18 protein-coding genes and 5 tRNA genes are annotated in these 24718 nt (G+C 67.0%); 7 read left to right on the plus strand and 16 right to left on the minus strand.

Annotated features, from left to right (window positions below):
- Nucleotides 1–62: 62 nt before the first annotated feature.
- The 3 genes from AC1AYP_RS05180 to AC1AYP_RS05190 form a co-directional block, all read right to left on the minus strand.
- Complete coding sequence (locus tag AC1AYP_RS05180) at nucleotides 63–1526, minus strand: DivIVA domain-containing protein (RefSeq protein ID WP_476502391.1); 1464 nt, start codon at nucleotides 1524–1526, stop codon at nucleotides 63–65.
- Between the two features lie 184 nt (nucleotides 1527–1710).
- Nucleotides 1711–2838: a branched-chain amino acid aminotransferase gene (locus tag AC1AYP_RS05185; RefSeq protein ID WP_476502390.1), complete on the minus strand. Its 1128-nt coding sequence runs from the start codon at nucleotides 2836–2838 to the stop codon at nucleotides 1711–1713.
- 218 nt (nucleotides 2839–3056) lie between these two features.
- Nucleotides 3057–3686 (minus strand): 50S ribosomal protein L25/general stress protein Ctc, encoded by a 630-nt coding sequence (locus AC1AYP_RS05190; RefSeq protein WP_476502389.1) that lies wholly within the window; start codon nucleotides 3684–3686, stop codon nucleotides 3057–3059.
- Between the two features lie 241 nt (nucleotides 3687–3927).
- Between AC1AYP_RS05190 and AC1AYP_RS05195 the strand changes: the two genes are divergently transcribed.
- Nucleotides 3928–4926: an alpha/beta hydrolase gene (locus tag AC1AYP_RS05195; RefSeq protein ID WP_476544886.1), complete on the plus strand. Its 999-nt coding sequence runs from the start codon at nucleotides 3928–3930 to the stop codon at nucleotides 4924–4926.
- Nucleotides 4927–5121: 195 nt separating this feature from the next.
- On the opposite strand, the gene AC1AYP_RS05200 is transcribed toward AC1AYP_RS05195, so the two are convergent.
- Genes AC1AYP_RS05200 through AC1AYP_RS05210 form a run of 3 tightly spaced genes read right to left on the minus strand, consistent with a single transcriptional unit; the run spans nucleotide 5122 to nucleotide 8013 of the window.
- Nucleotides 5122–6543, minus strand: coding sequence for an NAD(P)(+) transhydrogenase (Re/Si-specific) subunit beta (locus AC1AYP_RS05200; protein WP_476502387.1), 1422 nt, complete (start codon nucleotides 6541–6543; stop codon nucleotides 5122–5124).
- On the minus strand, nucleotides 6544–6843 hold the full coding sequence (locus AC1AYP_RS05205; protein ID WP_034526141.1) for an NAD(P) transhydrogenase subunit alpha part 2: 300 nt from the start codon (nucleotides 6841–6843) through the stop codon (nucleotides 6544–6546). It abuts the gene before it with no gap.
- An 18-nt stretch (nucleotides 6844–6861) separates the two neighbouring features.
- Complete coding sequence (locus AC1AYP_RS05210) at nucleotides 6862–8013, minus strand: NAD(P) transhydrogenase subunit alpha (protein ID WP_476544887.1); 1152 nt, start codon at nucleotides 8011–8013, stop codon at nucleotides 6862–6864.
- Between the two features lie 195 nt (nucleotides 8014–8208).
- Between AC1AYP_RS05210 and AC1AYP_RS05215 the strand changes: the two genes are divergently transcribed.
- Complete coding sequence (locus AC1AYP_RS05215) at nucleotides 8209–10251, plus strand: AMP-dependent synthetase/ligase (protein ID WP_476532942.1); 2043 nt, start codon at nucleotides 8209–8211, stop codon at nucleotides 10249–10251.
- A 126-nt stretch (nucleotides 10252–10377) separates the two neighbouring features.
- Here the strand turns inward: AC1AYP_RS05215 and AC1AYP_RS05220 are convergent, their stop codons facing one another.
- The 7 genes from AC1AYP_RS05220 to AC1AYP_RS05250 form a co-directional block, all read right to left on the minus strand.
- Nucleotides 10378–12192, minus strand: coding sequence for an AMP-dependent synthetase/ligase (locus AC1AYP_RS05220; protein ID WP_476544888.1), 1815 nt, complete (start codon nucleotides 12190–12192; stop codon nucleotides 10378–10380).
- Between the two features lie 64 nt (nucleotides 12193–12256).
- On the minus strand, nucleotides 12257–12640 hold the full coding sequence (locus AC1AYP_RS05225) for a M23 family metallopeptidase (RefSeq protein ID WP_476544889.1): 384 nt from the start codon (nucleotides 12638–12640) through the stop codon (nucleotides 12257–12259).
- A gap of 623 nt (nucleotides 12641–13263) precedes the next feature.
- A tRNA-Gly gene (locus AC1AYP_RS05230) sits at nucleotides 13264–13339 on the minus strand.
- 31 nt (nucleotides 13340–13370) lie between these two features.
- Nucleotides 13371–13443 (minus strand) — tRNA-Val (locus AC1AYP_RS05235).
- A gap of 43 nt (nucleotides 13444–13486) precedes the next feature.
- Nucleotides 13487–13561 (minus strand) — tRNA-Val (locus tag AC1AYP_RS05240).
- A 44-nt stretch (nucleotides 13562–13605) separates the two neighbouring features.
- A tRNA-Cys gene (locus AC1AYP_RS05245) sits at nucleotides 13606–13676 on the minus strand.
- Nucleotides 13677–13704: 28 nt separating this feature from the next.
- Nucleotides 13705–13777: transfer RNA gene (locus tag AC1AYP_RS05250), tRNA-Gly, on the minus strand.
- A gap of 215 nt (nucleotides 13778–13992) precedes the next feature.
- Here AC1AYP_RS05250 and AC1AYP_RS05255 point away from each other — a divergent pair.
- Complete coding sequence (locus AC1AYP_RS05255) at nucleotides 13993–14847, plus strand: PAC2 family protein (RefSeq protein ID WP_476502383.1); 855 nt, start codon at nucleotides 13993–13995, stop codon at nucleotides 14845–14847.
- 54 nt (nucleotides 14848–14901) lie between these two features.
- On the opposite strand, the gene AC1AYP_RS05260 is transcribed toward AC1AYP_RS05255, so the two are convergent.
- Nucleotides 14902–15693, minus strand: a complete 792-nt coding sequence (locus AC1AYP_RS05260; RefSeq protein WP_476544891.1) for a fructosamine kinase family protein — start codon at nucleotides 15691–15693, stop codon at nucleotides 14902–14904.
- Between the two features lie 188 nt (nucleotides 15694–15881).
- Here AC1AYP_RS05260 and AC1AYP_RS05265 point away from each other — a divergent pair, with 188 nt between their 5' ends.
- Entirely contained in the window at nucleotides 15882–16802 is a 921-nt protein-coding gene (locus AC1AYP_RS05265; protein ID WP_476544892.1) for an undecaprenyl-diphosphate phosphatase, read from the plus strand.
- A 157-nt stretch (nucleotides 16803–16959) separates the two neighbouring features.
- On the opposite strand, the gene dnaJ is transcribed toward AC1AYP_RS05265, so the two are convergent.
- Both dnaJ and hrcA read right to left on the minus strand, forming a co-directional pair.
- On the minus strand, nucleotides 16960–18120 hold the full coding sequence (gene dnaJ, locus AC1AYP_RS05270; RefSeq protein ID WP_476544893.1) for a molecular chaperone DnaJ: 1161 nt from the start codon (nucleotides 18118–18120) through the stop codon (nucleotides 16960–16962).
- Between the two features lie 65 nt (nucleotides 18121–18185).
- Nucleotides 18186–19403, minus strand: a complete 1218-nt coding sequence (gene hrcA / locus AC1AYP_RS05275; RefSeq protein WP_476544894.1) for a heat-inducible transcriptional repressor HrcA — start codon at nucleotides 19401–19403, stop codon at nucleotides 18186–18188.
- Nucleotides 19404–19801: 398 nt separating this feature from the next.
- Here hrcA and tkt point away from each other — a divergent pair, with 398 nt between their 5' ends.
- The 3 genes from tkt (at nucleotide 19802) to brnQ (ending at nucleotide 24695) form a co-directional block, all read left to right on the plus strand.
- On the plus strand, nucleotides 19802–21910 hold the full coding sequence (gene tkt, locus AC1AYP_RS05280) for a transketolase (RefSeq protein ID WP_476502378.1): 2109 nt from the start codon (nucleotides 19802–19804) through the stop codon (nucleotides 21908–21910).
- A 110-nt stretch (nucleotides 21911–22020) separates the two neighbouring features.
- Nucleotides 22021–23124 carry a transaldolase gene (gene tal, locus AC1AYP_RS05285; RefSeq protein ID WP_476502377.1) on the plus strand — a complete coding sequence of 368 codons (1104 nt, stop codon included), beginning with the start codon at nucleotides 22021–22023 and terminating at the stop codon, nucleotides 23122–23124.
- A 218-nt stretch (nucleotides 23125–23342) separates the two neighbouring features.
- Nucleotides 23343–24695 carry a branched-chain amino acid transport system II carrier protein gene (gene brnQ, locus AC1AYP_RS05290; RefSeq protein WP_476544895.1) on the plus strand — a complete coding sequence of 451 codons (1353 nt, stop codon included), beginning with the start codon at nucleotides 23343–23345 and terminating at the stop codon, nucleotides 24693–24695.
- Nucleotides 24696–24718: the final 23 nt, after the last annotated feature.

Below are 24718 nucleotides of genomic sequence, written 5' to 3' on the forward strand. Positions count from 1 at the left end.
AACGCACCCGTCAATCGAATCTAGTATGCAATGGCCATGTCCCGGCTCCCCGGCGGGATGAATCAGATGAAGCTGTCGGTGGCCCCCGACGACGACTTCAGGCTGCCGGGGAACTTCGACGGATCGACCAGCGAGGGATCCGTGTCGCCGCCGGCGTCCACGCCCACCAGCACGTTCTGAATCGTCTTCTTGGCGTATTCGCCGCCCGAGACGCGGGAGCGTCCCGCCGCCGCGGACAGGGAGCCGTCGTCCAGGGAGTCGAAGGAGCTCAGCAGCACCGAGCGCATGTCGCTCACACGGGTCATGAGCTGGGATTCCATGTCGCGCAGGCTGTCGATGCGCGACTGCAGACGCGAGATCTCGCGGTCGGCGGCGGCGCGGCGCTGACGGGTCTCTTGCTCGGAGGTCTCCTTGGCCTCCTGGATGATGGAGACGCGGAACTTCTCCGCCTCCTCCTCCTTCTCGGTGGCCACCTGATTCGCGTTGGCGAGCACCGACTTGGCCTTGGCGAGGATGTTGTCGGACTCCTGCTGGGCCTCCAGACGGCGCTGGTTGATGCTCTTGAGCATGTCGTTGATCTCGGCGGAGGTGTCCTCGCGCTGCTTGGTGATCACGGAACGGGCCTGCTCGAGCTCGTCGGCGGCCTTCTTGAGCGTCTCGGCCTTCGAGATCTCCGCATCGCCGAGAATCTGCTTGGAACGTTCGTTCGCGTCGCTGAGCATCTTCGCCGATTTCGCCTTCGCGTCGTTCAGCATCGCCTCGGACTTGCTGCGGGCCTCGTCGAGCTGGCGACGGGATTCCGTGAGATTGCGCTGGGCCTCCTCGCTGGCGCCGGCCTTGATGCGTGCGGCCTCCTGCTCGGCGTCCTGGCGCTGTGCGGCGAGGGTCTTCGCCTGCTCCACCTTCTCGGCGGCGAGCGTGGTCTGCCAGATGGCGCGCTGCTTCTCCAGATCGGCCTTGGTGGCCTCGCGCATGTTCTCGAGTTCCATGTCCAGGGCGCTGCGACGTTCCGAGATCTCCTTGGCGGCACGCTTCTTGTCGGCATCAATCTTCTCCGCCGTGTTCTTCTGCAGCAGCTTGGCCTCCTCGTTGGCACGTTCGAGGATGCCCGCGGACTTCTTGCGTGCCTCGGCGAGGATGAGCTGCACGTCGTTGTTGGCCTGCTGGACCATGTCCGCGATCTGCTGCGTGGATTCACGCTTGTGGTCGGCCGCCTCCCTCTTGGCGCGGGCGATGAGCTCCGTGCTGGTCTTCTCGGCGGCGTTGAGCAGCTGCTGCGCGCTGGCACCCAGATACTTCACCGAGTTCTGGGCCGTGTTCTGGGCCTCCTCCTCGGCCTTGGCGGCATGCTTGCGTGCATCGGCGAGCTGCATCTGGGAGGACTGGTAGTCGCTCTGCAGCTGGGAGAGGGAGTTCTTCAGATCGTCGATCTGCTGCTGCAGCGTCGAAGTTTCCTGGGCCATGTGCGTGACGTATCCGTCGACCGACTCCTTGTCATAGCCGCGGAACGCTGTAGGAAACCCCATCTCCATCTGCCCTATCCCTTTCTCATGGATGCCTCGCCGTGTATGCTGCTCCACATAATAGCATGGCGGTCAGCGCATCCTCGTATATGGCTCCATTTTCCCCGCCGCGAACGGCATCGTCCCCCTACTGCAAGGCCCCCACGGGTGCGAATCGCACCGCGGGGGCCGGATTCGGCGAAACGCCTCAGCAGACCTTCCACATCCAGTTGTGCGGATCCTCGATCTCGCCGAGCTGGATGCCGAGCAGTTCGTCGCGCAGCGACTGGGTGAGCTCGCCGACGCCGCCCTCGGCGACGGTCACGTCGAACTTCGGGGACTTGAAGCGGCCGATCGGCGTGATGATGGCGGCGGTGCCGCAGGCGAACACCTCGGTGACCTCGCCGGACTTGATGTCCTCGAGCAGCTGCTCGAGGGCGATCATCGTCTCGACCACGTCGATGCCGCGGTCCTGCAGCAGCTGGATGAGGGAGCGGCGGGTCACGCCCGGCAGGATGTTGCCGGTCAGCGACGGGGTCTCCACATGGCCGTCCTTGTGGACGACCATCATGTTCATGCCGCCCAGCTCCTCGAGGTAGGTCTTGGTCGCCGCGTCGACGAAGCAGACCTGCTCGCAGCCGTTCTCGATGCCCGTGTACTCGCCGAGCAGGGAGGCGGCGTAGTTGCCGCCGCACTTGGCGAAGCCGGTGCCGCCGGGGCCGGTGCGGAACCACTTGTCCTCCACCCAGATGCTCACCGGCTTGACGCCGCCCGGGAAGTACGGGCCGGACGGGGAGGCGATCACGCAGTAGTCGACCTCGTGCGGGGCGCGCACGCCGAGGAACGGCTCGGAGGCGAACATGAACGGACGCATGTACAGCGTGTACTCGCGACGGGACGGGACCCAGTCCACGTCACGCTTGACGAGCGCGGCGACGGAGCCAATGAAGTCGTCGACCGGCAGCTCGGGCAGGTACAGGCGCTTCGCGGAGTTCTGGAAACGCTCGGCGTTCGCGTCCGGGCGGAACAGCCAGGTGGAGCCGTCGGCGTGACGGTAGGCCTTGAGGCCTTCGAAGCATTCCTGCGCGTAGTGCAGCACGGATGCGCCCGGGTCCATCTTGAGCGGCGCGTACGGCTCGATGCGACGGTCGCCCCAGCCCTCGCCCTTGGTCCACGTCATGTGGGCCATGTTGTCGGAGAAGACCTGGCCGAAGGCCGGCTTGTCGATGAGTTCGGCGCGCTTGGCGTCGGAGGCCGGATTCTCGTTCGGCAGTACGGTGAACGGCTCGACCAGCTTGTCGAGCGCCGCCGGATCGTGATGCGTGTTCTCAGTCATGTTCACTTCTTTTTGTTGCATTCGGCCGTGCGATGGCGGCCTTTCGAAGGGGATTGCCGCGCGCTTGTGGCGCCCGGTGCTGTCAGTTACTTTCGCACATCCCGCAACCGCGGATGTGCGCCGGTTCACATTATGAAAAACAAAAGGGAAGACCCGCGAGACGTGTCGCGGGTCTTCCCGGGGATCATATCGTCAGGCCGGCCTCACGCCGGCGGCGATCACTTGGCGTCGGCGGCCGGGGCGGCAGCGGCGTCGGCGTCGGCGGCCGGGGCGGCGGCCTCCGGGGCGGCGGTGGACTCGGTGGCGTCCTCCGGCACCTCGACGGTCACGACGGACTCCTCGGCGTTCTCGACGTCGAGCTCGACGCCCTCGGGCAGGACGACGTCCTTGGCGAACACCTTGGTGCCGTCGGTCAGGCCCTCGACGTTCACGACGATGCGCTCCGGCAGGTTGGCGACGTCGGCGCGGACCTTGAGCTCCTGGATGTCGACGAACGCGACGGCGGCGCCCTTCGGGGTGCCCTCGACGAACACCGGCACCTCGACGTCGATCTTCTCGCCGGCCTTGACCTCGTAGAAGTCGATGTGCTCGACGATGCGCTTGACGGGGTTGCGCTGCACGTCCTTGACGACGGCCATGGCCTTCTCGTCGCCGAAGTTCAGCTCGAACAGGGCGTTGGTGTGGCGCAGGGAGAGGGTGGTCTCCTTCATCGGCAGGGTGAGGAACTTCGGGTCGGCGCCACCGGCGTAGATGGTGGCGGGGATGAGCTTGGCGACGCGCATGCGGCGGGCCGCGCCCTTGCCGAACTCGTTGCGGACTTCGCCGTTGAGGACGATCTTGGTAGCCATATCTGGCCTCCTTGGGTTGTATGGACGTATGTGTCACTTGTCGTTCTGTCTTTTGACGCCACGACGCGCCGCAGAACGCCCCCTAGGAGGTTCATCACGCCGAGTCGATAACGGAAGCGCGGACTCCGATGGAATCCTCGTCTTCCCTCGCCAAAGCAACAGCAACCAAGTATACGGGAACCGAGGACAACCTCGCGGCTACAATCAAGGGAGGAAACGTTTTTCAGGGAATCGAGTTGCGATGAGGCGAGTCACCAGGAACATGCTGATCGGGGCGGGCGCGGGCGTGGGCGCCGTGGCCGCCGGATTGCTCACGACGGCCGAGCTGATGTTCCATCTGTCGCTGGACCGGGAATGCTCGCATTGGATGGAGCGTCTGATGAGCAACGGCGCGGCGTCGGACTATCTGGAGACGCCTCATCGGGACGCCGACGAGGAGACGGAGGCCGCGCACTGGTTCGAGACGGCGAAGCAGCCCGTCTCGATGCGTTCCGAGGACGGTCTGAAGCTCCACGGCTGGCTGTTCGACCCGGACCGCGCCTCCCCCGCCCGGCATCTGTATGCGGTCTGCATGCACGGCTACACCGGCAGACCCTCGGAAATGGCGAAGTACGCGCACCGGTTCGCCCGCATGGGATTCACCGTGCTCGTCCCGGCGCAGCGCGGCTACGAGCTGAGCGAGGGACGCTACATCGGCATGGGATGGCTGGAGCGCCGCGATCTTCTGGGTTGGATCACCCTCATCACCGCGAGCGACCCCGAGGCCCGCGTCCTGCTGCACGGCGTCTCGATGGGCGCCGCCACGGTGATGATGACGACCGGCGAACCGGAGCTGCCCCGCAACGTCGTCGCCGCGATCGAGGACTGCGGATACACGTCGGTGCGCGACCAGTTCCTGTTCAACGCGAAGCACATGTACCATCTGCCCCATCGTTGGATGGGCGTGCCGATCGTCGACCTCATGTCCGCGATCTCGCGCCGGGTCGCCGGGTACGGCTTCCGCGAGGCGTCCTGCGTGCGCTCGCTGCGCCATACGATCATTCCGATGATGTTCATCCACGGCGAGGCGGACGCGTTCGTCGACCCCGCGTTCCTCGACCGCAACATCGCCGCATGCGCGGGGCCGGACCGCGAACGTCTGCTGGTGCCGGGCGCCGGTCATGCCCTCGCCGCGAGCACGGATCCGGAGCTCTATTGGAGCCGCGTCGCCGCGTTCGTGACGCGCGTGTTCGCCCTGTGACGGTTCGTCCCGTGGCCGGCATCGCCTCCGGAACGACCTGGAAACGACGGGAGCCCCTCCGAGGAGGGGCTCCCGTGCGGTTGAAGCCGGTACGCCGGCACAACGAATCGTTCGCATAATGCGTGCGGCCTCTAGGCGCACCGAAGGAAGCGGTACGAAGGTACCGCGACCAAGGAGCGACGACGAGGCGCTCCATTACGCCAGCAATTCCTTGACGGCGGCGATGACGGCCTGCAGGCTCTTCTTCGCGTCGCCGAACAGCATCTGCGTGTTGTCCTCGAAGTAGAGCTCGTTCTGGATGCCGGCGTAGCCGGTGCCGCGGCCGCGCTTCATGACGACCACGTTCTGCGCCTTGTCGACGTCGAGGATCGGCATGCCGGAGACCGGAGTGCCCGGACGGCGGGCGGCCGGGTTGGTGACGTCGTTGGCGCCGACGACGAGGGCGACGTTGGCGGACGGGAACTGCGGGTTGATCTCCTCCAGGTCGACGAGCTCCTCGTAGGGCACGTTGGCCTCGGCGAGCAGCACGTTCATGTGGCCGGGCATGCGGCCGGCGACCGGGTGGATCGCGTAGGAGACCTCGACGCCGTGGTTCTTGAGCAGCTCGCCGAGGTCGGCGAGCTCGCGCTGGGCCTGCGCCTGGGCGAGGCCGAAGCCGGGCACGAAGATGACCTTGTCGGCGTAGACGAGCTGGACGGCAAGATCGTCCGGCGAGGTCTCCTTCATCGTGCCCTCCGGGCCGTCGCCTGCGGCCGCGGCGTCGGAGCCGCCGAAGCCGCCGGCGAGGACGGACAGCAGCGGACGGTTCATGGCCTGGGCCATGAGGATGGACAGGGTCACGCCGGCGGAGCCGACGAGCGCGCCGGCCACGATGAGGGCGACGTTGTCGATGGCGAGGCCGGACATGGCGACGGCGGTGCCGGTGCACGCGTTCAGCACGGAGATGACGACGGGCATGTCGGCGCCACCGATCGGGATGACGAACACGAGACCGTAGCCGAGGGCGAACAGCGTCGTGAGGATCGACCACAGGAGGCGCTGGCCGGGCTGGACGCACAGCATGACGAAGCTGGCGACCGTGAGGACGATGAACGCGATGTTCCACACGCCCTTGCCGGGCAGGGTGAGCTTCTTCACCCACTTGACGCCCTGCAGCTTGCCGGCGGCGATGAGCGAGCCGGTGAACGTGACGGAGCCGATGAGGATGCCGAGGCCGGCGGTGATGAGCACGACGAGGTCCGGCACGCCCTCCTTGGTGAGGATGTCGTTGAGGGCGACGAGCGCGGCCGCGCCGCCGCCGACCGTGTTGAACACGGAGACGAGCTGCGGCATGTCGGTCATCTTGACCTTCTTGGCGGAGACGACGCCGGCGACCGCGCCGATCAGGATGCCGACGACGAGCACGACGACGGCGACCGTGTTGACGAAGCCCTTGGCGAACAGCACGATGAACGCCATGAGCACGGCGACGACCATGCCGAACGCGGAGATCTGGTTGCCCTTGCGGGCGGTCTTCGGCGAGTTCATGAAGTGCAGGCCGACGACGAACATGACGGCGGAGAACAGGTAGACGAACCAGGCGACGATGTCGATGGTTCCGACGGTTGCGGAGGCCATTTACTTATCCTCCCCCTTCTTCTTGTTGGACTTGAACATCTCGAGCATGCGGTCGGTGACGACGTAGCCGCCGACCACGTTCATCGTGCCGAGCACGGCGGCGAGGAAGATGAACACGTAGGCGAGCGGCGAGTTCGCCTCGGCGGCGACGATGACGACGCCGACGATGACGATGCCGTGGATGGAGTTCGCGCCGGACATGAGCGGGGTGTGCAGGGTGGCGGGCACCTTGCCGATCACCTCGATGCCGATGAGCAGCGCCAGCACGAACAGTGTGATGGAGACGACGAGCGTGGGCATTTGCGTTCCTTCCCTTCCTTACTTCTCTTCGGCCGCGGTCCCGGCGGCCCCGACGCGGCCGGCGACGACGAGCGCGGCGTCCAGCTCCTCGGACGGATCCTGGGACAGTTTGCCGTCACGCACGAAGTGGGCGAGCACGTCGGCCACGTTGCGCGCGAGCAGGTCGGACGCGGTGGTGGCGACGCCGGAGGCGAGGTACGGCGCGCCGATGATGGTGACGCCGCCTTCGGTGGTCCGCGTGCCGATGGCGGATCCCTCGACGTTGCCGCCGAGCTCGGACGCGGCGCAGTCGACAATCACGGCGCCGCGCTTCAGGCCGTCGACGCCGGCCTTGGTGAGCAGCACCGGGGGCCTGCGGCCCGGGACCTTCGCGGTGGTGATGACGATGTCGAAGCCGGCGGCCTTCGCGTCGACGGCGGCCTGCTGCTCCTTCTGCTCCTCGGGCGTCAGGGCGCGCGCGTAGCCGCCCTCGCCCTGGCCCTTCGAGAAGTCGAGGCCGAGGTCGAGGAACTTCGCGCCGAGCGATTCGACCTCGCCCTTGGAGGCGGGGCGCACGTCGTACGCGGTGACGACGGCGCCGAGACGGCGCAGCGTGCCGATGGCCTGGAGTCCCGCGATGCCGGCGCCGAGCACGAGCGCCTTCGCCGGACGGATCGTGCCCGCGGCGGTGGTCATCATCGGCAGGAACGAGCCGTAGGCGTCGGCGGCGAGGATGGCCGCCTTGTAGCCCATCACCGAGTTCTGCGAGGTCATCTCGTCCATCGACTGCGCGCTGGACAGCTGGCGCGGCAGGCGTTCGATGGCGACGCCCACGATTCCGGCCTCATCGAGCGCGGCGACGTAATCGGCGTCGGTGAACGAGCCGAGCATGCCGATCACCCATTGGCCGGCCCTGAGCTCGGCGACGGTCCCGGCGGACGGACGGTCGACGAAGCCGAGCGCGTCGGCCTTGGCGATCACCTCGTCGCGCGGGGCGACCGTGGCGCCCGCCTTCGCATAGTCCTCGTCCGTGTAGTGAGCCGCGGCGCCGGCGCCGCGTTCGATCAGGCAGGAGATTCCGCTCCGCCCGAGCCTGGTGACGATGTCCGGGGTAAGCGCGACGCGGGATTCCGTATCCGACGTCTCGTCCAGCACACCGAAAGCCACCGTGGCTTCCTTGATTTCAGCCATGAGAGCCCTTTCTGACATTGGCCGTATCGTGTCGTACGTCGCCCAAGTGTAGCCGAAGACCCACGGCGCGCCGGGAGAAACGTCCACGGACGCCTGCGTTTCCTACGCCACCGTAAGGTGACGTGTCGCGTTCCGGGCGCTAAACTGGCTGTTCTGAGACAGGACCAGACAAGGAATTGGGTCAAGGAGCAGCACGTGTCCGTTTTTTCCACGTTGAAGCAGCAAACCACGAACATCACGCGCAAGGCGTTGCGTCTTGGCACCGACTTCGTGCATCCGGTCGGCGACGACGCCGGCAACGAACCCGACTACGCCGGCGAGGACATCGCCCGCGAGGAGTCCATCGAGCTGCCCCACACCGACGTGTGGGGGCCGGACCGTCCGACGGTCACCGAAATCGACCCGGCTTCGGGGCTGCTGACCACCACCACGCAGGGCAATCCTCCGCTGGACATGGGCATGTCGATCTACGACATCTACGCCGACCGCGCCGAGCGCATGGGCGACGAACCGCTGTACACGTACAAGGAGGACGGCGAGTGGGTCACGAAGACCGCGAACGAGTTCCTCGCCGAGGTCCGCGAGATCGCCAAGGGACTGCTGCACTACGGTCTGAAGAAGGGCGACGGCGTGGCGTTCATGTGCCGCACCTCCTATGAATGGGATCTGACCGATGCGGCCGTCATGGCCTGCGGCGGCGTGCTGGCCACCATCTACGACACGGATTCCGCCGAGCAGATCCGCAACATCGTCAACAACTCCGACGCCCGTCTGCTCATCGTGCAGGACACCGCCATGCGCGACAAGGCCGACGGCGCCGTCGAGGAATGCCCGTCGTTGGAGCACATCGTGTGCATCGAGACCGGCGGTCTGGACGAGATCAAGGCGTACGGCAAGTCCGTGTCCGACGAGGAGCTGGACGAGCGCATCGACTCGGTGCAGAAGACCGACCTGTGCTCGATCGTCTACACGTCCGGGTCCACCGCCGCGCCGAAGGGCGTCGAGATGACGCACGAGCACTACTGCCAGACGGCGCTGAACCTGCCCGACTACATGCCGGACCTGCTGCATGACAAGAAGAACACGATTCTGCTGTTCCTGCCGCAGGCGCATTCGTTCGCGCGCGCCATCAACTACATCGTCGTCGCCTCGAACGTCCACATCTACATCGCGACCGGCATCAGGACGCTGATCTCCGACCTGCAGGTCGCCAAGCCGTCCATCATGATCGTCGTGCCCCGCGTGCTGGAGAAGGTGTACAACGCCGCCTCCCAGAAGGCCGGTCACGGCGCTAAGGGCATGGTGTTCGCCTCCGCGGTCGTCGCCGCGCAGGACTACATGAAGGAGGTCTCCGAGAAGGGCCATGCGGGCGCGTTGACGCGCACCAAGCGCGCCGCGTTCGACCCGGTGGTCTACAAGTCGCTGCGCGAGGTGCTGGGCGGCCGCGCCAAGTGGATCGTCGCCGGCGGCGCCCCGCTCGACCCGGAGCTGATGGCGTTCTTCCGCGGCGCCGGCGTGCCCGTGTACGAGGGCTACGGCCTGACCGAGACGACCGCGCCGTGCGCGTTCAACGTGCTGGGCGTCCCGTTCCACGCCGGTTCGGTCGGCATCGCGTTCCCCGGCTTCTCGCTGCGCATCGCCGAGGACGGCGAGATCCAGGTCAAGGGCCGCGCCGTGTTCCCCCGCTACCACAAGAACGAGGAGGCCACCGAGACCTCCTTCACCGAGGACGGCTGGTATGCGACCGGCGATCTGGGCCGCATCGACAACGACGGATTCCTCTACATCACCGGCCGCAAGAAGGACCTCATCATCACGGCCGGCGGCAAGAACGTGGCGCCCGGCCCGATCGAGGAGGTCATCCAGCGTTGCGAGATCGTCTCGCAGGCCCTGGTGCTCGGCGACAAGCGCCCGTTCATCTCCGCGCTCATCACGCTGGACGAGGAGTCGCTGCGCCCGTGGCTGGAGGCGAAGGGTCTGGACGAGAACATGTCCATGGAGGAGGCCGCGAACAACGCCGCCGTGCGCGCCGAGGTGCAGAAGTGGGTCGATCAGGCCAACGAGGGCGTCTCCCGCGCCGAGTCGGTGCGCAAGTTCATCATCCTGCCCGAGGAGTTCACGCAGGAGAACGGCCTGATGACCGCGTCGATGAAGGTCATCCGTCCGAAGGTCATCAAGCGCTACGCGACGCTGCTCGCCACGCAGATGTACACGAAGAGGACCGCGCCGCGCCAGTGAGGCGCGTCTCCCCGTCCGCGTGCAGGGAGCATGCAGGGAGATATATGGAGGGGCCCGTGACGGAACCGAATCGCAGGTTCCGTCACGGGCCCTTCCATATGCGGCGGCGGCCTTACGACGCGGCCGTCACTTCTTGCCCGCGTAGATCACATTGTCGATGAGGTCGCGGTACCGCTTGGTGATGGCCTCGCGGCGCGCCTTCATCGACGCGGTGACGAGCCCGTTCTCCTCGGTGAAGTCGTCGGGGACGATCTCGAACTTGCGGATGGATTCGGCGCGGGAGACGAGCTCGTCGGCCTGGTTGACGGCGCGTTCCACCTCGGCGCGCACGATCGGGTTGCACGCGGCCTCGGCCAGGTCGGCGCACGGCTTCGCGCCCTGCGCCTGGAGCCACGTGTTCGTCTCCGCCAGGTCGAGCGCGACGATGGCGGCGACGAACGGCTTGCGGTCGCCTACGACGACGCACTGGTTGACGACCGGCGAGGTCATCACCGACGCCTCCAGTTCGCCCGGCGAGACGTTCTTGCCGCCCGCCGTGATGATGAGGTCCTTCTTGCGGCCGGTCACGGTCACGAAGCCGTCCTCGTCGAGCGAGCCGAGGTCGCCGGTGTGCAGCCAGCCGTCGCGGATCTGCTCCTTGGTGGTCTCGGGGTGGTTGTGGTAGCCGACGCATACGGCGGGGCTCTTGATGCACAGTTCGCCGTCGTCGGCGATGCCGACCGCCGTGCCCTGCATGGGCAGGCCGATCGTGCCGATCCGGTATCCGGCGGTCGGATTCACGGTGGCGGGCGCGCATGTCTCCGTCATGCCGTAGCCCTCGAGCAGCGGCAGGCCGATGCCGTTGAAGAAGTGGGCGATGGACCTGTCGAGCGGGGCGCCTCCCGAGACCGCGTATTCGACATGCCCGCCGAACACGTCGAGGATCGACCGGTAGACGAGCCTCGCGTAGAACGCATGCCTGAGGTTCAGCGCGAACGGGATCGGTCCGCCGGACTGCTGCGCCTCCGACCAGGCGCGCGCCGTGGCGGCCGCGCCCGCGAAGACGCGTCCCTTGAGACCGGCGCCGGCCTTCTGCGAGGCCGCGTTGTAGATCTTCTCGAAGATGCGGGGCACGGCGAGGATGAACGTCGGCTTGAACGCGGCGAAATCGGCGAGGATCGTCCTCAGGTTCCCGGACAGGCCGAGCGTGACGTTGCCGGCGAAGCAGAAGAACTGCATGTAGCGTGCGAACACGTGCGCGAGCGGCAGGAACAGCCATAGCCGCGCGTATTCGGGCATGGCGATGGCCGGCATCGACCTCACGCCCGAATAGGTGATGAAGATGAAGTTGCCGTGGCTCAGCTCGACGCCCTTCGGCGTACCCGTGGAGCCGGACGTGTAGACGATGGTGGCGAGGTCGTCGCCGCGGACGGCCTGTTCGCGTTCGCGGAACTCCGCGTCGGTGACGCCCTTGCCGTACTCCTCGAGCGTGTCGAGCGCACCGAAGTCGATGACGTACACGTCGCCGAGGTCCGGGCACCGGGAGCGCACGGACTCGACCTTGTCGCGCTGCATGTCGTTCTCGGCGAACGCCATGCGCACGTTGGAATCGTTGAAGATCATGCTCACCTGCGCCGGCGAGTTCGTCTCGTAGACGGGTACGGTGAGCGCGCCGATCGACATGATGGCCATGTCGAGCGCCGTCCACTCCCAACGGGTCTTCGAGATCACGGACACCGCGTCGCCGGGCATGACGCCGCGCGCGATGAGGCCTTTGGCGAGCGCGATGACCTTGTCGCGGAATTCGACGGCGGTGAACGACCTCCACTCCCCCGTGCCGGGTTCCTTGTATTCGATGAGGGACCGGTCCGGGGTACGCGCGGCGCGCTCCTCCAGTATCGAGAACAGGTTCCTGTCGGTGTCGATCGGCTGTTCCAGCGGCCGCAAGTATTCCGTGATCATCGTCTCCGTGACCTCCTTGGCTGTGTCGTCACCGATTGTACCGTGCGTCCGTACGGTGCGACGGTCATTCCACCGGTTTGAGCGCGATGCGCCTGGGCCCGGCCAGCGTCTCGGGATCGAGGTAGTCCTCGCCGCGTCTGACGCCCCAGTGCAGGCAGGCCCCGTCGCAATGGTCCGAGCGCGCGCCCACCTCGCCGAACGGCTCGTCGCGGATGGTCCGCGCCCCGACGGGCAGGTCCGTGACGGCCGGTTCGAAGGTGAGCGTCAGTCCGTCGTGCCGGACGCTCACCACCTGTTTGCCCGCCACCGTTCCGGCGAACGAGACGACGCCGTCGGCGGGCGCAAGCAGTTCGTCGTGTTCCGCGGCCGCGAGATCGATGCCGCGATGGCCGGGCAGCCATGGCCGATCGGGGGCGTCGAACGCCTGCAAACGCTCGGCGCGGCGCAATGGCCATGACAGCGTCCGGCGGCATTTCCCGTCCGCATCGGCTCCGATCCCCTGCGCCAGCGCGACGTTCCGGTTCCGGACGGTTCCGGACGGTTCCGCCATCGTGGATACGGTCTCCATGCCGGTCGCGCACCATGCCGTCATGACGCCGGTCCCGGATATGGTCCGGTCCGTCGGACGCCCGACCGCGACGGCGTCCCGGCGGACCGCGTCGGCGGCGGGCAGGAACGTCACGATGGCGATGGCGGCCACCGCGATGAGCCGCATCCGGATCTCCCGGCGGCGTTCGGCGAGGCGTCGTCGTCTCCTGGCCATCACCGCGCGTCTGCGCCGTACGGCGCGTCGTGCTCCGTCATTCTGTCGCCATCGCCCGTCCATGTCGGCTCCTCATCATCGGCATCGTCATCCGGCCGATGCCGGATATCCGTCATCACCAACGATGACGCGGCGGACGGGTCCGGGTCCAGCCGTACGGGGAATGTGGATAGAGCCCCCGGAAATCTTCACAATCGCCCGCGGACCGTGGGTGCCGGATACGGGCGGCCGGGGAGGAGATGCAGGAGATGTCCGGAATACGCATGCCCGGAATACGAAAGAACCCCGCACGATGGCGGGGTCCGGGATGGAGCGGACAACGGGACTCGAACCCGCGGTCTCAACCTTGGCAAGGTTGCGCTTTACCAACTAAGCTATGTCCGCATAGAATCCCGCCGTGAGAAGCGGGATTCAGTGGGCGATGTAGGAATCGAACCTACGACCCCTTCGGTGTGAACGAAGTGCGCTAGCCGCTGCGCCAATCGCCCGAATCGCTTCGGTATTCAGTTATCAGGCCGAATCACTTCGGCATGGTGGGCGATACAAGATTCGAACTTGTGACCCCTTCCGTGTCAGGGAAGTGCGCTACCTCTGCGCCAACCGCCCGGGCCTGCATCCAGCAGTCGACCGAATCGCTTCGGTTCGCTGAGAGGTGGGTACGAGAGTCGAACTCGTCTATACGGCTTTGCAGGCCGCTGCCTAACCGCTTGGCTAACCCACCGTAAGGTCGTCAACTCATCGGACCTTAGAGCGGACAACGGGACTCGAACCCGCGGTCTCAACCTTGGCAAGGTTGCGCTTTACCAACTAAGCTATGTCCGCATTTGGCCTTGGGGATTTCTCCCCGCCGAAGCACGAGTCACTACTATATCCATCCGCGGGCGAATTGCAAACACGGCGTGTCGCGGTTGCGCCGCACCCGCCTCCGGTTCGGCGTCGAGCACCGGAGAACGGCGGGATTCCGCCCCTGCACGCCCATGGCGAACAGCGGGCGAATACGCGTTCGGGCGGCATCGGCCACCGCTATTGTGGAAGGCATGAGCGAGGAACGGGATCCGCGGCAGAGCGTCATGCTCGCCGCCTTCGAAGGGTGGAACGACGCATGCCAGGCGGCGACCAACGTCATCCGGCATCTGCTGGGCCGCTACGAGGCGCGCGAGATACGCCACATCAGCTGCGACGGCTATTACGACTACCAGGTGTCCAGACCGATGCTGTGCCGGGTCACCGGACGGCCGCGCATCATCTGGCCCCAGACCACGTTCTACGAGATCGCGCTCTCCCCCGACCGCCGCATCTACGCCCAGATCGCGCCGGAACCGAACTACCGTTGGCGCGAGTACTGCCGGCAGAGCCTGCATATCGCCGACGAGTTCGACGTCGACCGCATCGTCACGCTCGGCTCGATGTACGCCGACTGCCCCCACACCCGTCCCCTTCCGATCGACGTCTCCCACGACCTCGACGGATGCGGCAGCAGCTGCGACTGCGGTGCGAACGACGGCGAGGGCGGGTACAGCGGCCCCGTCGGCATCCCCACCGTATTGGACGACATGGCCCGGGAGCAGTCGTTCGACACCACGTCGATGTGGGTGTCCGTCCCCCAGTACACCGGCAACGACGATTGCGCGCCCGCCACGCTCGCCCTGTTGCGCCGCCTCGGCGAGGAGCTCGGCTGCGACCTCGACGAGGGCGATCTGCCGTCGCGGGCGGACGAGTGGAAGGCGAAGGCCTCGATGCTGCTCAGATGCAGCGACCAGCTGGCCGACTACGTGCACCATCTCGAAAGGCAATGGGACCGCGCGGAGGCGGCGCGCGCGGCCGCCTCCGAGAACCCCGGTCAGGCGGAACGGCTCGTGAGGGAGACGGAGGATTTCCTCAGGAACCTGTGACCGGCGGCGTCCGACCGACAGGAACGCCGCCGTCCGACCCGCGTTCAGCCGCGTTCACCCCAGCAGGGAACGGCACATGGAGCGGTATTCGCCCACGTAGCCGCCGCCGAAAAACACGCAGTGGCCGGCGATCGGGTACAGACGCCACAGGGTCATACGCTCCTGCCAGCCGGCCTTGAGCGGATGGACGCCCTGATAGCCGTCGAGGATGTCACGCAGATAGGTCATGCCGAACAGTCCGAGCATGGCGAGGTCCTCCTCGCGGTGGCCGCCGTGCGCCGCCGGGTCGATGAGCACCGCCTCGCTGTAGCCGCGATCGGCGGTCCACATCACGTTGCCGCTCCACAGGTCGCCGTGCACACGCGCCGGCTTGTCCGAGGCGGCGCGGCCGAGCAGGTCGGGCATCGCGTCGATGACCTGTTCGGTGAGCGCCATATCCGATTCGTCGAGTTCGCCGCGGCGGATGCCGAGCTCCACCATCGGGCGGAGACGGCCTTCCGCATAGTAGGAGACCGGATCGTCCCATTTGCCGGTGTCCATCGGCACCGGGTCCTGCAGCGGGCCGAAATAACAGGTGCCGTCGTACCCGGCCGGCGCGGAGCCGAAATGCGGGGCGCCCGCGTCATGCATGCGTGCGAGCGCCGCGCCGAAGTCATGCGCCGCCTTGACGGTGGGCATCGCGGAATGGACCTTCTCGATGTCGAGATGGTCGTCGCCCCAGCCGATCACCTGCACGACGCGGGGGCCTCCCTGCGGCATCGCCTCGCCGAGCCATTCGAGGCCCCTCCCCTCGCATTCGAAGAACCCCTTCGGGGCGTATCCCCTGCTCTTGCGGTACGTATCCATGAATTCGCTCCTTCGTTGACGGGCCCGCGGCCCTGGTCCTCGCCCAATTGTGGCCTCATTGTGTGCATTGTGCAAGACATCATCCGCGATGCGCCATGCATGAGTGCGGTCTTAGACCCCTATGAGTACAGTGGTCTTCGCAATTGACGAACATCGCAATACCCGAGTTCTAGAGGTTAGAGGGGTTTATGAATTTCTTCCAAGCGATTTTCCTCGGTCTCGTCCAGGCGCTGACCGAATACCTGCCGGTGTCCTCCAGCGCGCATATCCGCATCATCGGCGACCTGATGATCGGCTCCGATCCGGGCGCCGCGTTCACAGCCATCATCCAGCTGGGCACGGAGCTCGCCGTGATCCTGTACTACCGCAAGGACATCATCCGCATCCTCGGCGCGTGGTTCGGCTCGCTGTTCGGCCGTGAGGGCAAGGACTGGAAGTCCCGTCTGGGCGCGAAGAACCCGGACACGCAGATGGGCTGGTTCATCATCATCGGCACGATGCCGATCCTCATCGCGGGCCTGCTGTTCAAGAATGTGATCGAGACGACGCTGCGCAACCTGTGGATCACCGTCACCGTGCTTGCCGTGTTCGGCGTACTGCTGTGGATCTTCGACAGCCGCGCCAAGCAGGTCAAGACGATGAACCAGATGACCGCCAAGGACGCGCTGATCTTCGGCGTCGGCCAGATGCTGGCGCTCATCCCGGGCGTCTCCCGCTCCGGTGGCACCATCACGTTCGGCCGCGCCATGGGCTACACCCGCGAGGCCGCCGTGCGCGTGAGCTTCCTCATGGCGATCCCCGCCGTGTTCGGCGCGGGCATCCTGGAGGCCGTCTCCGCGGTGAAGGACGTCAGCGCCTGCGAGGCCACGAAGGCCGCGGACGCCTGCGCCGCGATCGGCGGCGCCGCCTGGCCGGGCTGGGGCCCGACCATCGCGGCCACGATCGTCGCGTTCTTCGTCGGCTACATCGTGATCATCGGCTTCCTGAAGTTCGTGAGCACCTTCTCCTACAAGGCGTTCGCCATCTACCGCATCGGCCTGGCCGTGGTGGTGGCTGTCCTGCTCATCGCCGGCGTCCTGCCGGCCATCGACCCGTCCGTGGCCGGCTGACCTCGCCTCCGCCGATTCACGCGGCGGACGGATGGCATGACGAAGGCCCCGTTGCGTGGTTCATGGGAATGAACCACGCAACGGGGCCTTCGTCGTAGGGCACGGCCGGGACGGACTACCGGCGGCGGAACAGCCGCCGTAGCCGTCGAAGCGCTCTTCAGCCCAACGCGTCCTTCAATTTGCTGAAGAAGCCCTTCCTGCCGGACTGGCCGCCGGTGGAGGGACGGGAGCTCTGCGCCACGTGGGTGGCGTCGCCGTCGTGCGAGGAGGCGAACCGCTCGATGAGGGAGCGCTCCTCGTCGTTGAGCTTGGTGGGGATCTCAACGGCGATATGCGCGATGAGATCGCCGCGCTCCCCCTGCTCGCGCATGCGGGTCACGCCGAGGCCCTTCAGTGTGACGGTGTCCTCGGGCTGGCAGCCGGCCGGGACGGTCACGGTCTGCTCGCCGTCGAACGTGTCGATGGTGAGCTCGTGGCCGAGCACGGCCCAGCTCATCGGCACGCGCACCCAGCAGTGCAGGTCGTCGCCGTCGCGGGTGAACTGCTTGTTCGAACGGATGCGGATGTCCACGTACAGGTCGCCGGCCGGGCCGCCGCCCTCGCCGACCTCGCCCTGTCCGGCGAGGCGGATGCGCGAATCGTCGCCGATACCGGCGGGCACCTTGACGCCCACGTTGCGGGTGACGCGGACACGGCCGTGGCCCATGCACGAGGAGCACGGCTTGGAGATCACGTCGCCGTGGCCCTCGCAGCGCTCGCACGGCGCGGAGGTCATCATCTGGCCGAGCATCGTGCGCACGACCTTCTGGCGGTGGCCGCTGCCGTGGCAATCGGGGCAGGGGACCGGCTTCGAGCCGTCGGCGGACCCGGAGCCCGAACAGTCGGGGCACAGGCCGAACGTGGTGATGCGCACCTGCTCGGTGCCGCCGAACACGGCGGTCTTCAGGTCGATGGTCATGCTGGCGAGCGCGTCGCGGCCGGGCTGGGTGCGCGGGGTGGGCCCCTGCGAGCCGCCGCCGAACGCGCCGCCGAAGAACGTGCTGAACACGTCGCCCATGTCCCCCATGCCGCCGAAGCCGCCGGCGCCGAACCCCGCGGAGGAGTTCGGGTCGTTCGGGTCGATGCCGGAGTCGTACATGCGGCGCTTGTCGGGGTCGCTCAGCACCTCGTAGGCGTTGTTGACCTCCTTGAACTTGTCCTCGAATTCGGGGCCGGCGATGTCGGGATGGTATTTGCGGCTCATCCGGCGGTACGCCTTCTTGATCTCGTCGTCGCTCGCGCCGCGCTCGACGCCCAGCACCTCGTAGTAGTCTGCCACGGTTCGTTCGTTCCTTTATGCCTGTATCTTGTGTTGCTAGCGGGTTATTGTGCCATAAGGAGGGGTCAGCGCGACCGGTCGTCGGCGGCCGGCGAAACCCCCTGTCCGGCGTCCGGAGGCGGATCGGGACGCGAGGGTTCGCCGTTGGCGAGGAACGCGGTCAGGTACCTCGCGACGGCCCGCACGGCGGCGATGGTGTTCGCGTAGTCCATGTGGGTGGGACCGATGGATCCGACGAAGGCGACCGGCTCGCCGCCGGGTCCGTGGACGGCGGCCGTCAGGCGCGGGACGCCGCCGTCCTCCGTCGTCCGCATCCCGCCGTCGCCGTCGGGGCCGGCAGCGTCCGTCGACGCGTCGTCGCCCGTCTCGGTCCTGCCGTAGCCGCTGGTGACGACGGCGGCGTGGAGCAGGCCCGGCGTGTGCGTTTCGGATCCGATGGCCACGCCGACGCCGTCGCCGCGCGCCGTCTCCTCGCTCAACGCGCTCATCAGCCGCATCAGCACGACCTGTTCCTCCAGAGCGTCGAACAGGGGCGCGAGATCGGCCATGGTGCGCTGCTGGTGGGCGAGACTGGACGCGCCGGACATGTACAGTTCGCTGCCGCACTCGTCGTCGTGCATGACCGCGAACGCCTGCGCGAGCTGACCGGCGAGCGCGGCGACGGTGTGGAAGCGCCGGTCGGCGCCGAGCGCGCGGATTCGCTGCGCCGCCTGTGCGAGCGACATCCCGCCGCATTCGGCGTTGACGGTGTCGGTGAACAGCCCGAGCAGTTCGGACGACGGCATGTCGGGCACGGCTATCGTGTGTTGCGCGACACGCCCGGTGTCGGTGATGACGACGGCGAGCAACGTAGCGGTCGCGACGGGCACCAGCTCCACGTGGCGCAGCATGGAGCGCGCGAGCGACGGCGAGGCGACGACGGCCACCTGGCCGGTGATGCGCGCGAGCAGCCGCGCGGCGCGCTGCAGCGTGTCCTGCAGGCTCGCCGAGCCGGACAGGAAGCTGTCGATGCCGCGGCGCTGCGCGCCGGACAGGGGCACGACGGTGGCGAGACGGTCCACGAAATAGCGGTAGCCCTTCTCCGTGGGCACGCGCCCGGCCGACGTATGCGGCTGGATGAGGTAGCCCTCCTCCTCGAGCGCGGCCATATCGTTGCGCACGGTGGCGGAGCTGACCCCCAGATCGTGCTGTCTGGTGAGCGAGGCCGAACCGACCGGCTCCTGGGAGCGGATATAGTCCTCGACGACGGCGCGCAGGACCACCATGCGTCTCGTCTGCGGCATGCACGCCTCCTTCGTTACGTACCCGGCGGGCACATTTCATCCATCATTCATGTCGTGTTCCGCGGCGCTTCATGCAGCAGCCGAGGACACGGCGCGACACGCGCATGCGGGGCCTCGGCGGGCCCTCCGATCGCCTCGGGAGGCGCCGGGAACGGCTCTCCGCACGCGTCATCGCGGTATTCCATTGTATTAGCACTCCCCCGTTTCGACTGCTAATCCGTTCGTCGCCAGCGTAGCGACACATATTGTGAACGCTAACAGAACAGAAGTTACCAAAACACGCCAAAATCACAACGCTACGTCGCGAAATGAAGGTAGCATGGGTAACGCAATGTGAGGGCGACAGCGCCCGGCACAAGCCGGATACGCGGCCCGACCAAGCGGAAGGAAAGACATCCATGACCGAATTCAAGGAGACCGAGCTGGACGAGCGCGCCATCAAGATGGCCAAGGTCCTGTCGGCCGACGCGGTTGAGAACGCCGGTTCCGGCCACCCCGGTTCCCCCGTTTCCCTGGCGCCCGTCGCCTACACCCTGTACCAGCACTTCATCAAGCATGATCCGAACGATCCCAACTGGGAGGGTCGCGACCGCTTCATTCTTTCCGGCGGCCACGCCTCCCTCACCCAGTACGTCCAGCTGTACTTCTCCGGCTACGGCGTGACCCTGGACGACCTCAAGCACTTCCGCGGCGGCGCCGACACCCGCACCCCGGGCCACCCCGAGTACGGCCTGACCCCGGGCATCGAGATGACCACCGGCCCGCTGGGCCAGGGCTTCGCTTCCGCCATCGGCTTCGCGTACGGCGAGCGCTTCCAGCGCGGCCTGCTCGACCCGAACACCCCGAAGGAAGAGTCCCCGTTCTACCACAAGATCTGGGCCATCTGCGGCGAAGGCGACATCGAGGAGGGCATCTCCGGCGAGGCCGCCGCCCTGGCCGCCAACCAGAAGCTCGGCAACCTGACCGTGATCTTCGACGCCAACCGCATCCAGATCGAAGGCGACACCAACCTGGTGCTCGCCGAGGACGTGCTCAAGCGCTTCCAGTCCTACGGCTGGTACACCGACGAGTTCAGCTTCATCCAGCCCGACGGCTCCTACAAGGAGGACGTCGAGGGCCTGGCCGACGTCATCGCCAAGGCCGAGGCCGCCGCCCCGGACCAGCCGAAGCTCATCAAGGTCCACTCCCTGATCGCCTGGCCGACCCCGGGCAAGACCAACGATCCGTCCTCCCACGGCTCCAAGCTGGGCGCCGAGGCCGTCGCCGGCCTCAAGAAGCTGCTCGGCTACGATCCGGAGGAGAGCTTCCACGTCGACGAGGAGGCGCTCGCCCACGCCCGCAAGGTCGCCGAGCGCGGCCTCGAGGCCCACAAGGAGTGGGACGAGAAGTTCGACGCCTGGCGCAAGGCCAACCCGGACAAGGCCGCCCTGTACGACCGTCTGAAGGCCGGCGAGCTGCCGGAGGGCTTCGACAAGGCCATCGACGACCTCGAGGCCACCTTCGAGGTCGGCAAGTCCGTCGCCACCCGTGGCGCCTCGGGCTCCGTCCTCAACGCTATCGCGGCCGTCATGCCGGAACTGTGGGGCGGCTCCGCCGACCTCGGCGGCTCCAACAAGACCGATCTCAAGGGCGCCGCCACCTTCGCGCCCGAGGAGTGCGCCACCAAGCAGTGGCCGGTCTGCAACGAGTTCGGCCGCCAGCTGCACTTCGGCGTGCGCGAGTTCGCCATGGGCTGCATCACCAACGGCATCCTGCTCGGCTCCCACACCCGTCCGTTCGGCGGCACGTTCTTCATGTTCTCCGACTACGAGCGCTCCGCCGTCCGTCTGGCCGCGCTGATGGAGATCCCGAACCTGTACGTCTGGACGCACGATTCCGTCGCCGTCGGCGAGGATGGCCCGACCCACCAGCCGATCGAGCACCTGGCCTCCTTCCGCGCCATGCCGCAGCTCGAGGTCGTCCGCCCGGCCGACGCCTTCGAGACCGCCGAGGCCTACCGCTACTTCTTCGAGAAGAAGAACACGCTGCCGACCGCCATGGTGCTGTCCCGCCAGGGTCTGCCGGTGCTCGCCGAGACCGCCGCCAAGGCCAAGGACGGCGTGCGCAAGGGCGCCTACGTCCTGGTCGATACCGAGGGCACCCCGGACGTCATCCTGCTGGCCACCGGTTCCGAGGTCCAGCTGGCCGTCTCCGCCGCCAAGACCCTGGCCGGCGAGGGCGTCAAGGCCCGCGTGGTCTCCGTCCCGTCGCTCGAGTGGTTCGAGGAGCAGGACGCCGAGTACAAGGAGGCCGTGCTGCCGGCCGCCGTCAAGGCCCGCGTCTCCGTCGAGGCCGGCGTTGCGATGCCGTGGTACAAGTACCTCGGCTCCTACGGCAAGCCCGTCTCCATCGAGCAGTTCGGCCTGCAGGGCTCCGGCTCGCAGAACCTCATCGACCTCGGCATCACCGCCGAGCACGTGGTCGAGGCCGCCAAGGCCTCCATCGCGGAAGTCGAAGCCGCCAAGTGATCCGGCGGGTGCCGCCGCCCACGAACGACGTGGGCGGCGGCACCCCTCCCCCAATCAGATTCAAGATTTGTTCCATGCGAAAGCGGCATGGAATGTTAGGAAGGAACACAATGACTGAAGCAACTCAGCGTACGTCCGACAACGGCGTCTCCATCTGGCTGGACGACCTGTCCCGCTCCCGCATCGAGTCCGGCTCCCTGCAGGACCTCATCGCCAACAAGAACGTCGTCGGCGTCACCACCAACCCGTCCATCTTCCAGAAGGCCCTGAGCCAGGTCGGCCCGTACGACGCGCAGCTCAAGGAGCTCGGCAAGGTCGACGTCGAGACCGCCGTGCGCGAGCTCACCACCACCGACGTGCGCAACGCCACCGACATCTTCCGTGAGATCGCCGAGAAGACCGACTTCGTCGACGGCCGCGTGTCCATCGAGGTCGACCCGCGTCTGGCCCACGAGACCGAGGCCACCGAGAAGCAGGCCGTCGAGCTGTGGGAGAAGGTCAACCGTCCGAACGCGATGATCAAGATTCCGGCGACCCTCGAGGGCCTGCCGGCCATCACCGCCACCCTGGCCAAGGGCATCTCCGTCAACGTCACCCTGATCTTCTCGCTCGAGCGCTACGAGCAGGTCATCGACGCCTACATCGAGGGCATCGCCCAGGCCGCCGCCAACGGCCACGACCTCAAGCACATCGGCTCCGTCGCCTCCTTCTTCGTCTCCCGCGTGGACACCGCGGTCGACAAGCTGCTGGAAGCCAACGGCTCCGATGAGGCCAAGGCTCTCGAGGGCAAGGCCGCCGTCGCCAACGCGCGCCTCGCCTACGAGCTGTTCGAGAAGAAGTTCGCCTCCGATCCGCGCTGGGCCGAGCTGGCCGCCAAGGGCGCCAAGGTCCAGCGTCCGCTCTGGGCCTCCACCGGCACCAAGAACCCGGCCTACTCCGACTGCAAGTACGTCGATGAGCTCGTCGCGAAGCACATCGTCAACACCATGCCGGAGAAGACCCTGAACGCGCTGGCCGACCACGGCAACGGCGCCCCGTCCATCGAGGGCACCTACGAGGAGTCCCACGCCATCATCAACAAGCTGGCCGAGCTGGGCATCAACCTCAAGGACGTCACCGACAAGCTCGAGGCCGACGGCGTCGCCGCCTTCATCAAGTCCTGGGATTCGGTCCTCGCCGACGTGCAGTCCGGCATCGACCGCGTCAACGGCTGAGACAGGCGCATCGTGCGGACGCCCACGCGTCCACATAACGGCTGAATAGCTGGAACCACAAGGCTCCCGACCGCATGGCCGGGAGCCTTTGCGTATATGGTGGGCACTCGGAAGACGCGTCGGGCGCACCCTATGGAAACGGCCCGCCCGACGCCGCACGATACGACACGACACGACGTCCGGAGACGGACCGACCGGAGCGAAGGAGGCCCACCCTCATGCATCTGACCGCAAGGCAACGTCTGGTGATGACGTTCACGTTCTTCTCGATGTTCTTCGGGGCGGGCAACCTCATCTTCCCGCCGTTCGTCGGCGCGCAGGCGGGCTCCGCCATCGTGCCGGCCGGCGTCGGGTTCATCGTCTCCGCGGTCGGCCTGCCGATCCTCGGCGTCATCGCCGTCACCTTCGCCGGCGGCTTCGACGCGCTCGCCTCGCGCGTCTCCCCCGGGTTCTCCCTCTTCCTCGGACTTGCGATCATCCTCACCATCGGCCCGTGCTTCGCGATCCCACGCACCGCGACCACCTCGTTTGAGATGATGGTGGCACCGTTCGCGTCCGGCTCCTCCAAATGGATGGCGCAGCTCGCCTATTCGTTCGTGTTCTTCGCGCTGGCGTTCCTCTTCGCCCAGCACCCCGAACGCCTGTCCAAGGTGCTGGGACGCTTCATGGGCCCGCTGCTGCTCGCGCTCATCGTCATCCTGTTCGTCGCCTGTCTCGTCCACGGCGGCGTCGCACCGCATCCGAGCGGCGACTACGCGATGAACCAGATGGCCCGAGGCTTCCTCGACGGCTATCAGACGATGGATCTGCTCGCCGCCCTGTACTTCGGCATTGTCATCTCGGCGAACATCCGCGCCCAGAGCGTCGACGACGAGAACGAGGTGCGCCGCGAGACCGCGTTCGCCGGTCTCGGCACCGGCGTGCTGCTCGTGCTCATCTACGGCGCGCTGAGCTACGTGGGCGTCGTGTCGGGAGGCATCACGGCGATTGACTCCACGACGGACACGGGCGCGACCGTGCTCACCAACCTCACCTCCTCCGTGTTCGGCGCGGCCGGAACCGCGTTCCTCGGCGTCGTGTTCGTCATCGCCTGTCTCAACGTGTGCACCGGCCTGATCTGCACGTGCGCCACCTACTTCCACACGCGGTTCCGCTCCGTCGCGGGGCATGGCGTGAGCTACCGCGCATGGCAGGTGGTCTTCACCGTGTTCAGCTTCGTCGTGTCGAACGCGGGTCTGAGCGCGATCATCAAGGTCTCCGTGCCGGTGCTGTCCGCCCTCTACCCGCTCGCCATCGTGCTCGTGCTGCTCGCGCTGACGCATCGCGCGCTCGGCGCGCGCTTCCCGCGCGTCTACCAGTGGACGATCCTGCTGGTCGCCATCCCATCCGTCGCCACATGCGTCGCCTCGCTCGCCGTCGTCTTCGGCGGCTCGCTGCCGTGGCTGGACGCCACGCTTCGGCTCCTCCCGTTGCAGGAGCAGCAACTCGGCTGGCTCGTCCCCGCGGCCGTGGGCATGGCGGTGGGCGTCGTGGATTCGCTGGCCCGGAGGAGGGCCGGCGACCGTTCGTGACGCATCCCGCCCATGGCGACTAC

This window comes from Bifidobacterium sp. LH_424, assembly GCF_056356895.1.